Source organism: Clostridium sp. CTA-5 (assembly GCF_054768135.1).
Genome location: NZ_BAAAAT010000002.1, coordinates 170424 through 181574 on the forward strand (window position 1 = coordinate 170424; position 11151 = coordinate 181574).

Annotated in this window: 10 protein-coding genes; all 10 read right to left on the reverse strand. The window is 26.7% G+C overall.

The genetic code is table 11. The annotated features are described in order from the left end of the window. Positions 1-12: 12 nt before the first annotated feature. The 10 genes from aroF (ACYUET_RS06100) to ACYUET_RS06145 all read right to left on the reverse strand — a co-directional run bounded on the left by aroF (ACYUET_RS06100) (position 13) and on the right by ACYUET_RS06145 (position 11119). Positions 13-1026: a 3-deoxy-7-phosphoheptulonate synthase gene (aroF, locus tag ACYUET_RS06100; RefSeq protein WP_460278421.1), complete on the reverse strand. Its 1014-nt coding sequence runs from the start codon at positions 1024-1026 to the stop codon at positions 13-15. A 180-nt stretch (positions 1027-1206) separates the two neighbouring features. Beyond that, positions 1207-1716, reverse strand: coding sequence for a shikimate kinase (locus ACYUET_RS06105; protein ID WP_460278422.1), 510 nt, complete (start codon positions 1714-1716; stop codon positions 1207-1209). Between the two features lie 12 nt (positions 1717-1728). Continuing rightward, complete coding sequence (gene aroE, locus ACYUET_RS06110; RefSeq protein WP_460278423.1) at positions 1729-2541, reverse strand: shikimate dehydrogenase; 813 nt, start codon at positions 2539-2541, stop codon at positions 1729-1731. A 125-nt stretch (positions 2542-2666) separates the two neighbouring features. Continuing rightward, a complete protein-coding gene (gene pheA, locus ACYUET_RS06115; RefSeq protein ID WP_460278424.1) occupies positions 2667-3800 on the reverse strand; it encodes a prephenate dehydratase in 1134 nt (377 codons plus the stop codon). 171 nt (positions 3801-3971) lie between these two features. Then, complete coding sequence (gene aroC / locus ACYUET_RS06120) at positions 3972-5045, reverse strand: chorismate synthase (protein WP_460278425.1); 1074 nt, start codon at positions 5043-5045, stop codon at positions 3972-3974. Beyond that, positions 5023-6324, reverse strand: a complete 1302-nt coding sequence (aroA, locus tag ACYUET_RS06125) for a 3-phosphoshikimate 1-carboxyvinyltransferase (RefSeq protein ID WP_460278426.1) — start codon at positions 6322-6324, stop codon at positions 5023-5025. Before aroA ends, aroC begins: the two co-directional genes overlap by 23 nt. A 232-nt stretch (positions 6325-6556) precedes the next feature. Continuing rightward, complete coding sequence (gene aroB / locus ACYUET_RS06130) at positions 6557-7609, reverse strand: 3-dehydroquinate synthase (protein ID WP_460278427.1); 1053 nt, start codon at positions 7607-7609, stop codon at positions 6557-6559. 351 nt (positions 7610-7960) lie between these two features. After that, entirely contained in the window at positions 7961-8974 is a 1014-nt protein-coding gene (gene aroF / locus ACYUET_RS06135; RefSeq protein WP_460278428.1) for a 3-deoxy-7-phosphoheptulonate synthase, read from the reverse strand. 150 nt (positions 8975-9124) lie between these two features. Further along, complete coding sequence (locus ACYUET_RS06140) at positions 9125-9259, reverse strand: hypothetical protein (RefSeq protein ID WP_258049797.1); 135 nt, start codon at positions 9257-9259, stop codon at positions 9125-9127. A 684-nt stretch (positions 9260-9943) separates the two neighbouring features. Next, the gene (locus ACYUET_RS06145) at positions 9944-11119 is read right to left on the reverse strand and encodes an MFS transporter (RefSeq protein ID WP_460278429.1); all 1176 of its coding nucleotides are present in this window, start codon (positions 11117-11119) and stop codon (positions 9944-9946) included. Between the last annotated feature and the right edge of the window lie 32 nt (positions 11120-11151).

The following is an 11151-nucleotide window of genomic DNA, read 5'->3' on the forward strand; positions in this document are numbered from 1 at the left end:
ACCTTAAGAAGTTTAAACTTCTTTACCTTCCATCTCAGCTACTATTTTAACTTTATCCATTAAAGTTTTAAATTCTTCTGGCCTAATTGATTGTTGACCATCGCTTAATGCATTTTCCGGATCATTATGAACTTCTATCATAAGTCCATCTGCACCTGCTATAACTGAAGCTTTAGCCATAGGTTCTACTAAGTAAGCATATCCACCAGCATGACTTGGATCAATAATAATAGGTAGATGAGATAATTTTTTAATAGCTGGAACTGCTTGTAAATCTAAAGTATTTCTAGTGTAAGTCTCAAATGTTCTAATTCCTCTTTCACAAAGAATTACATTTTCATTTCCTTCAGACATTATATATTCTGCTGACATAAGCCATTCTTCTATTGTTGCAGATAATCCTCTTTTTAATAAAATAGGTGTCTTAGTTCTTCCAATTTGTTTTAATAAGTCAAAATTTTGCATATTTCTAGCACCTATTTGTATAACATCTACATCTTCAACAAACTTATCTATATAATCTGTAGACATAAGTTCAGTCACTATTGGAAGGCCTGTTTCCTGTTTTGCAATTTTTAATAATTTTAATCCATCAAGCTCTAATCCTTGGAAGCTGTAAGGTGAAGTTCTAGGCTTAAATGCTCCTCCTCTTAAGAAATTTGCTCCTGCATCTTTTACCTTCTTTGCAATTTCAACGATTTGTTCTTCACTTTCAACAGAGCATGGCCCTGCTATTATTCCTAAATTTTTTCCTCCAATAATTGAGTTTTGAACTTTTACCACAGTATTCTCTGGCTTAAATAATTTATTGGCTTTCTTAAAAGGTTCTTGAACTTTTACTACTTTATCAACACCTGTAAGAGCTAATAGTTTTTTAGGATCTATTATAGATGTGTCACCTATTACCCCTAATATATAATTAGTAGCCCCTTTAGATAAATTAATCTCTAATCCCTTAGACTCTACTATCGCCTTTACTTTTTTTACCTCAGTTTCTGTTGATTTTGGTTTCATAACAATTATCATTTTTAATTCCTCCTATACTTCTTAAGTCATAATCTAAAAATAATAAATCAATATATATTTGAGCTATTATCTTCTTTCATGTACTTAAATCTTTTAAAATTTCTACTATTCTACTGTTCTACATTATAAAAATGTTTTTATATTTAAGTATATTTTAAAATATTTATTTAAAATATAATCTTAATCTGAATTAATATTTGAATTTATTATATCTTTAAATTTAATTATTACATCTTCTATATTACCATCATTTATAATAATTTCGTCTGCTGCTTTTTTATAAAGCTCATATCTTTGCTTATGTAGTTTTAATAATTTTTCTTTTCCTTCTTTTAGAAGTGGTCTTTTAGATATATCTATATCTGAAAGAATTTTTTCAATAGGTCTATCAAGAAATATTATTAAAGCCTCTTCTTTTAAAATATCAATATTTATATTTCTTTTTATAATTCCTCCACCTGTAGAAATCAATACATTGTTATATCTTACAAGTTGTCTACAAGCTAGTGTTTCTATATCTCTAAAGCGATTTTCCCCTTTTTCAAAAAGCTCACTAATAGTTTTAGATGTCATATTTTCAATATATTCATCCATATCATAAAATTTCATTGATAATTTTTCTGCTAACATTCTTCCAATAGTTGTTTTACCACATCCTGGCATACCTATAATAACTATTCTATTCTTCATAATGAAACCTCTCTATTTAAAGTGTTTATCAATATATAAATTTACTTGATTTGTTATTTCATCAGTTATAGATATATCATTCCAAATTTCTTCTGATTTAATAGCTTGACCAATTAACATTTCAAGTCCTCCACAAGCTTTCTTATTTAGTTTTTTTCCTATCTTTAAAAACTTAGTTTCTTTTGGATTATATATTAAATCAATTAGTATATCAAAATTATTAATAATAGTTTCATCAACAACTGATACATCAACTTTAGGATGCATTCCTAAAGGAGTAGTATTTATTAAAATACTTCCTTTTATATCATTGATTTCTGAATAAGTCATATATTCAACTCTTGAATCTTCATATTCAGGATTAACTTTTTTATTTCTAGATACTAAATATATCTTTTTTATTTCCTTATCTAATAATAAAGTAATGACAGCTTTAGATGCTCCTCCACTTCCGAGTACCATAGCAGTTTCACCTTTGGTTTTAATATTATTTTTAATTAATATACTTTCAAAACCATAGTAATCTGTATTATATCCATACAATTTATTATCCTTTAATAAAATAGTATTGACAGCTTTTATTTTTTCTGCTTGTGGTGATACATAATCTAAATATTTTATAACTTCTTCTTTATAAGGAATCGTTACATTTGTTCCTTTTATTTTCAAAACTTTTAAGCCATCTATAAATTTTTCTAAATCTTCCTTCTCTACTTCAAATTTCTTATAAGCAGCTTCAATTCCCAATAGAGAAAAAACTTTATTATTAATCATTGGTGAAATAGTATGTGGTAATTTTTCTCCTAATACTCCGTAAAACTCCAAAGAACTCACCCCTAACAATATTTAAATTTTTGTCTATATTTTAAGCTATTATTGATATTTTAGTATAATGGCAAACTGGCATTGAAATTTGCTTTATTCTACAATATCAATATTTAAAATATTGATTACTCTTTTCTATAAGCTCCTAAAAGCTTAAAGTATGCACTACTTTGCTCAATTAATGCTAACGCTTTAGTTACTTCTTCATTAAATAGATTTCCTTCAAAATCAACATATAAGAAATACTTCCAAGGCCCTTGCTTCATTGGTCTTGATTCTATCTTTATCATATTTATATTATTTTCTGCAAAATATCTTAATAATTTATATAATGTTCCTGCCTTATCTTCAAGTGAAAATACTACACTTACTTTATCTGCATTTTTATCTTTTCTAAGTTCTTTTCCTATAATTATAAATCTCGTAAAATTTTTATCTTGATTATTTATATTAGCTGAAAGTACTTCTAAACCATATATTTCTGCAACTCTTTTGCTTGCAATAGCAGCCTTTGAGTTATCATTTAAATCTTTAATTAATTTAGCACTTGTTGCCGTACTGTGAAAAGGACTTAACTTCCAATCTGGATGTTTTTTTAAAAATTCTGATGTTTGTTTAAATCCTTGTGGATGTGAATATACTTCTTTTATTTCATCTACTGTTGTTTCTTTAATACCTAGTAAATTTTGATTTATTTTTATACAAACTTCTCCTATTATATAAAATCCATACTTATATAAAAAATCATAAACATCTGAAATAGCACCAGTTGAAGAGTTTTCTATAGGAAGTACTCCATAACGAATATCCCCTTTTTGAACTGCTAAAAATACATCTTCAAATTCTTCATAAGCCTTTGCATTATTTTTCTCGCCAAAATATTTAATCATAGCCTCTTCTGTAAAAGAACCTTTTACTCCATAAAATCCAATATTATCTTTAATTTCAATGTTCTCTTTTTCTATGCTTTGATTTTTTTCTAATTCTTCTTCTTTCATTTTTCTAGCTTGAAGTTCTCTAGAAGTCTTCATTAATCTATTAAAAAAATTTCTTGTTTCCTCAAGATAATCTTTATTTTTAAGATGCTTTAAGTTTTTTTCAATTACTTGATCTTCTCTTTGCTTATTAAAAATAGGTAAGTTATTTTTCTTTTTATATTCTCCAACTTTAAGAACTACATCCATTCTCTTTTCAAATAGTTCTATAATCTCTTTATCTATTTCATCGATACTCTTTCTATAATCATCTAAACCTTCCATCTCCCACTCTCCCCCTTATTATTAATTTACAATTTACAGTTAACAATAAATAATTGTGCTTCAAAATCTTAAAAACTTTTTAAAATAGTATATTTTTTAAAATTTAAATAAGAATTTTCACTTAACTATCCACATTCTATTCTTAACTATTATATGTTTAATTTCCTATATTTAAAGTATTAAGTCAAGTAACCCAATCGCTGCTACACTCTCTATTACAGGTACAGCTCTTTGAACTATACATGGATCATGTCTTCCTTCAATTTTAAGATTTTCATCTTTCTTTTCAGATATATTTATACTTTTTTGTTCTTTGGATATTGATGGTGTTGGTTTTATAACTGTTTTAAATAATATTGGCATTCCATTTGTAATTCCTCCTAGAATTCCACCATTATTATTAGTATATGTCTTTACTTTTTCTCCATCATAGTAATATTCATCATTACACTCTGATCCTCTAAGAGAAGCCATTTCAAATCCTCTTCCAAATTCTACCCCTTTAACTGCCGGTACTGAAAATAATAAATGTGCTAATGTAGATTCTACTGAATCAAAGAATGGATTTCCTATTCCAGCTTGTATTCCTATAATTCCACATTCAATTATTCCACCAACTGAATCTCCAGCCTTTTTTGCCTCAAGTATTTCATTTCTCATTTTTTCTTCATTCTCTTTAATTAATAAAGGTAACTCTTCTTTTCTTAATTCAGATATAAGATCTTTATTTAACTTTACTTCACTAAAATCTTTATCTTCAACTTTTCCTATTCTTTTAACATGAGAAGTAACGTATATATCTTTGCTTTCTAAAATCTGCTTACATATGGCACCTGCAAATACTAAAGGTGCTGTAATTCTTCCAGAAAAATGTCCTCCACCTCTATAATCATTAAATCCATTATATCTAACATTCCCACTATAATCTGCATGGCCTGGTCTCATCACACTTTTAAGCTTTCCATAATCCTTTGAGTGCATATCTGAATTTCTAATAATCGCACATAATGGAGTTCCTGTTGTTCTCCCTTCAAAAAAACCACTAAGTATTTCAGGTTTATCACTTTCTTTTCTAGCTGTAGAAAGCTTACTTTTTCCAGGTGCTCTTCTTGACATTTCTTCTAATATGTTTTCCATATTTATTTCAAATCCTGTTGGAAGTCCATCTATTGTAATGCCTATTGCATTACCATGAGATTCACCAAATATTGATATCTTTAATTTATTTCCCCACATTCCACTCATCAAACTTTCCTCCCAACACTTTAAAATCATCAAAGAATTTTGGATATGATTTTGAAACACATTCATAATCTTCAAGTACAATATTTTCTTCACATATTGTAGATGCTATAGCTAAAGTCATTGCTATTCTATGGTCTTTGTGGCTCCATACATTAGTTCCACCTTTTAATTTTTTAACCCCATTAATTATTAACCCATCTTCTTTTTCTATTATGTTAGCTCCTAGTTTATTTAATTCACTTCTAACAGCAGTTAATCTATCACATTCTTTAATTCTTAATCTTCCAGCATTTATTATCTCAGTTGTTCCTTCACTTAAACTTGCAGCTAAAGAAATTACAGGTATTATATCTGGACATTGAGAGGCATCAATTATAGTCGACTTTAGTTTTCTATCTGTTTTGCCTAATATACCATCACTATATTTAATTAATTTCATACCCATTCTTTCCAATATATCTATAACTTCCTTATCACCTTGAAGTGAATCTAATTTTAAACCATCTATAATTATATTGTTTGAAAGTACATCCCCTACTAAAAAGAAGGCAGCTTGTGAGTAGTCTCCTTCAACCCTATAATTTCTACTCTTATATGTTTGATTTCCCTTTATTTCAAAACTCTTATAATCATTATTTATAATTTCAATTCCAAAATCTCTCATTGCACTTAATGTTAAATCAATATATCCCTTAGATTCTAAGTCTGTAGTTATTATAATTTTTGAATCTCCATTTAAAAGTGGGAGTGTAAATAATAATCCTGTTATAAATTGAGAACTTATATTACCCTTTAATTCAAATTCCCCAGGTTTAAGTTTGCCCTCTGTATTTAAATCAAGGCTATCTTTACTATAATTATATTTTATATCCTGCTTATCAAATATATCATAATATGTATCTAATGGCCTTTTCCCTAAATTACCTCTTCCAACAAATCTATTACACCCTTCAAATAAAGCTCCAATAGGAACTAAAAATCTTAATGTCGATCCTGATTCATTACAATCAATAACCCTTTTATACTCTATATTTTTCTGTCCTTGTTCTGATTTTAATCCTATGATTTCAAGATAATCTTCATTTTTAGTTATTTTAGCTCCTAGTGAAACCATAGCATTTATAGTTGCAATGATGTCGTCTGAAAAATCTATATTCTCTATTTTGCTTATTCCATCCCCTAAAGCTGCACAAATTACTGCTCTATGAGCCATACTTTTAGATGGTGGTATTGTAACTTTTCCTTTTAACTTAGTAGGATACATTCTTAAATTCCCCATTTTCTCACCTCACAATTAATAATTTTAATTATTGTTTATATTTTAGTATAAGAGCGAACTGGCATTGGAATTTGCTTTTTAGCATTGTTAATGAAGATTTGTCAAATTAATTGCTTGTCAGCAATCTTTGATTGGGAACATGCATTAATTGGACTAATATTCTTTTTACAATTCTTAAAGTAAATCCCTCTGTCCATGAGCTTTATAGTGAAATATAAACATATAGATAATTTTAATTAAAAAATTTTATATTAGTATTTTCTAAAAATGACTTTCCTATTTCCTTAAGTAGTACAACCTTAAGAGTATTATTAATATTTTTCTTATCTAAAGATATTGTTTCTAATATTTCATCACTATTTTTGATATCAACACTATATGGAAGAGAATACTGAATTAGTATATCTTTGATTTCATCTGATGTTCCTTTTTTAGTAATTCCCTTTTCTTCTGATATCTTTGTTATTTCATACATTCCTATTCCAACAGCTTCTCCATGACTATATTTATTAAAATTATAATAAGTTTCTATCGCATGTCCCAAAGTGTGACCAAAATTCAATAACATTCTTTCACCTTTGTCTTTTTCATCATTCTCCACAACAATTCTTTTAATATCACAACATGTATGAATAATTTCTTCTATATTTTTTATAACTTCTTCTTTAGTTTTATAACTTTTTAACTTATAAAAGAAATCTTTGTTTTTGATACATCCATATTTAATAACTTCCGCCATACCATCTCTAAAAAATCTATCACTTAATGTATTTAAAACATCTGGATCAATCAAAACCACTTTAGGGTGATAAAAACTACCAACTAAATTTTTTCCTCTTTCTAAATCTACTGCAACTTTACCACCAACACTACTATCAACTTGCGCAAGTAATGATGTAGGAATCTGAACAAAATCTATTCCTCTTAAAAATGTTGAAGCTGCAAATCCTCCAAGATCCCCTATTACACCACCACCAAGTGTTATAATAAGATCACTTCTTGTTAATTTAAAATCTAAAAATTCATTATATATACTAGGTAGAGTATTAAAAGATTTAGTTTCCTCTCCCGGCTTTAATACCATTACCTTAACATCATAGCCACCCTTAATTAATGATTCCTTTACCCTATCCCCATAATGAAAATTCACATTTTCATCAGTTAATACAAAAATCTTCTTTCCTTTATAAATCTTTGCTATCTCTGTATTAATCTCATCTATTAACCCTTTTTTAATTATAATAGAATAACTCTTCTCCTTTAAATCAACAACCAAATCTCTCATTTTAATACTCCTTATTTATATATATTGTTTAATTAATTCTTATATTGTAGTATAAGGGCGAACTGGCATTGAAATTTGCTTTTTAGAACTCTTAATGAAGATTTGTCAAATTAATTGCTTGTCACAATCTTTGATTGGGAGCATGCATTAATTGGACTAAGCTTTATTTTAGAGTTCTTAAAGTAAATTTCTCTGTCCATGAGCTTTATCCGATAGCTAGTATCTGTAATTTCATAACAGATACACGTTCCTGGATAACAATTTCTAACCCTCAGTCGAAAACAAGTTTCACCTGAGACTAAGAACTTTGTTTATACTACAATATAAGTATAACTTTAAATAAAAGATTTTTTATATATCTCTTCCTACTGCTTTTGCAATTAATTTTAGTTCTTCAAATAGTTTTTCATAATTATTTGGTGTTATTGATTGAGGTCCATCACATAATGCATTTTCTGGATCATTATGTACCTCTATAATAAGACCATCTGCTCCAACTGCAATTGCTGCTTTAGCTAAAGGTTCTACCATCCAGTACTTTCCTGTTGCATGGCTCGGATCAACAACAACTGGTAAATGACTTAATTTTTTAAGAGCAGGTATTGCACTTAAATCTAAAGTATTTCTAGTATATGTTTCAAATGTTCTTATTCCTCTTTCACAAAGAATTACATTTTCATTTCCACCAGCCATAATATATTCAGCACTCATAAGTAACTCTTCAAGTGTTGCAGATAAACCTCTCTTTAAAAGAATTGGTTTATTTATTCTTCCTAATTCTCTGAGTAAATCAAAGTTTTGCATGTTTCTAGCTCCAACTTGGATTACATCAACATTATCATTAAATACCTCTATATCATATGGAGACATAATCTCTGTAACTATTGGAAGACCAGTATTCTCCCTTGCCTTTTTTAGAAGATCCAAACCTTCATATTTTAACCCTTGGAATGCGTATGGTGAAGTTCTTGGTTTGAATGCCCCTCCTCTTAAAAAGTTTGCCCCTATCTTTTTAACATCTTTAGCTATTTCAGTTATTTGATCTTCACTTTCAACTGAACAAGGTCCTGCAATCATAGCAATTTTATTTCCGCCTATCTTTGCTCCATTTATATCAACTATTGTAGGTTCAGGATGAAACATTCTATTAGCTTTCTTAAAAGGTTCTTGTACATGCATTACTTTTTCAACTATTTCATTTGCTTCAAGCTTTGATTTATCAATCTTACTTGTATCACCGATTAATCCAAGTATACTTATGTCTGTTCCTATTACAGGATTAACTTTAACACCTTCATTTTCTAGAGCTTTTGTTAATTTAGCTATTTTTTCTTGTTCTGTTTTTTGTTTTAATATTATTATCATTTTTTATTGCCCCCTTAAATATCATTATTTTTTTATTATTTTTTTATAAAGAGTAAAAAAAATAGAGCTCATAATGAGCTCTATCAACTATCAAACTTTTAATTAGTAAATTTTAGAATTTAAAATTTAGATATCAAGTTGTTATATAATTCAATCACCCATTAAAGATATATTATTCAGTTTTTTGCAAAATAAATAGCCAGCGCTAAAATAAAAGCCCCAGAACATAAAATAGAAAAAGCTATAAAATTTTGCTACAACTGTTTTTATAATATCTTTATTCATGATTTCCTCCTATTACAATAATTTAATTAAAAACTCTATTTTTAAATATTTATTATATTTTAAACCGCTTTAATTATTTTAACTATTAAGCAAAAATAATTAATTAAATATATTAACTTTTAATCGCTAATTTAATCTTGTTAACATTATAACAACCTGAAATAATTTGTCAATATTTATTATTACTTTTATATAAATTAGTTTAAATTTTTATTATTTTAATTATTTTTTCTATTTAAAATCCTATCTAAACTCAATATTTGTATTTTAATATTATTAAAATGGAATTCCCACAAAATAATTAGGCATATGAACAAAAATAACGAGTCCAAAATTCCCTGATTATTTTTCATTAGACAAGGACGTAGATTTGTCTCATAGTGAACCTATTAGGCAAATCTGCTGACGCAGTATAATGGAAAATAAGCTTGGCAGATAGATTTGTTATTTTTTTGATTATGCCTTATATTATATAAGTTTTAATTAACAATATATGATAAAGTCCTTCTATAATCTCTTAATTTTTATTTCTAAAACTTATTACATTCTTAAAAATATATTATTTTTTAAAAAATTTAATAATATGTAAGTAAAAAAAATTATAAGTCTAAATTAAATTTTAATTTTAATTTTAAACTTATAATTTTATATATTTATTAAATTATTTTATGATTGTGATTAATTCTAATTTTCATTTAAAATATCCATAATTCCTTCATTCTCTGGAAGGACTTTTAATGATATTAAAGCAGAAGATAATATAATTGAAAATGCTACTAAGTACATTGTTGTATATCCAAAATTAACTTGAATTGTACTGAATATCTGAGGATATACAAAGTTAGCACCTGCTGATCCTAATACATTAACAAATGAAAATATCTCCCCTACTAATTCCTCTTCAAAAATTTTTCTAATATATTTAAATAAGAAAGTTAAATAAAATGCAAACATAATTCCATGTAACTGATCTCCTAAAACAACTAAAGGTATATATCCTGTTGAAAATAACAATATTTTTATTCCTGCTATAACAAAAGCCATTATTAAATATTTCTTAGGGCTACCCTTTTTAAAATACTTTGTGACAATTATAAATGATAAAAACTCAATAAAAACTCTCAAACCTATAGATTTACTGTAAATACTGTTGGCTAGAACATTATTTCCTGTTAAGTCTATTAAATAAGTTGAATAAGCAAATTCTATTGCATTATAAGTACCAATAGCTAAAATATTAATCATTCCAAGAATTAATACATTTTTGTTTTTTAATATAGTGATTAATTTTATTGTTTTTCGGTTTTCATTTGATTTAATATTTTTAAATTTTGTGGCTATTATAAATATACTTATCGCCACCATTAAAATTCCTAACAAATGCATTGTTCTAAATCCATATTTTGAAATTATACTACCACTTAAAAATACTACACATCCAAATCCAATTGATCCCCATTTTCTAATTTCAGAATACTCAATATTTTGTTTAACCGATAAATCTTCAACATATATTTCATATATAGACATAATTGTTAATATCGAAATTCCATACAAAATTGCAAATAAATATATTGTATTCTTGTTTGTAAACATTAAAAGAACAATCATTAAAATTACCACACATAAATGAGTAATAATAAATTTCTTTTTATTTCTAGTTTTAGAAAGTCTATTAACTAAAAATAGTTGTGAAAAAATTGCAAATAATGCTCCTATTGAAACCACTTGTCCAATCTCAGTTAATGACAATCCTACTGATTGATTTAAATATGGAACATAAAAAGTTGTTATTATACTAAATACTCCAAATATTATGTAAGTTGTTATAGAATAATAAAATTTTATTTTTTTATTCATATGTAATACTCCTATTTTTATAAAATTTAACA

Bases quoted from the DNA above. Each gene is read 5' to 3' on its own strand.
- aroF (WP_460278421.1), bottom strand. From the start codon at position 1,026: ATGATAATTGTTATGAAACCAAAATCAACAGAAACTGAGGTAAAAAAA.
- ACYUET_RS06105 (WP_460278422.1), bottom strand. From the start codon at position 1,716: ATGAAGAATAGAATAGTTATTATAGGTATGCCAGGATGTGGTAAAACA.
- pheA (WP_460278424.1), bottom strand. From the start codon at position 3,800: ATGGAAGGTTTAGATGATTATAGAAAGAGTATCGATGAAATAGATAAA.
- aroC (WP_460278425.1), bottom strand. From the start codon at position 5,045: ATGAGTGGAATGTGGGGAAATAAATTAAAGATATCAATATTTGGTGAA.
- aroA (WP_460278426.1), bottom strand. From the start codon at position 6,324: ATGGGGAATTTAAGAATGTATCCTACTAAGTTAAAAGGAAAAGTTACA.
- aroB (WP_460278427.1), bottom strand. From the start codon at position 7,609: ATGAGAGATTTGGTTGTTGATTTAAAGGAGAAGAGTTATTCTATTATA.
- aroF (WP_460278428.1), bottom strand. From the start codon at position 8,974: ATGATAATAATATTAAAACAAAAAACAGAACAAGAAAAAATAGCTAAA.
- ACYUET_RS06140 (WP_258049797.1), bottom strand. From the start codon at position 9,259: ATGAATAAAGATATTATAAAAACAGTTGTAGCAAAATTTTATAGCTTT.
- ACYUET_RS06145 (WP_460278429.1), bottom strand. From the start codon at position 11,119: ATGAATAAAAAAATAAAATTTTATTATTCTATAACAACTTACATAATA.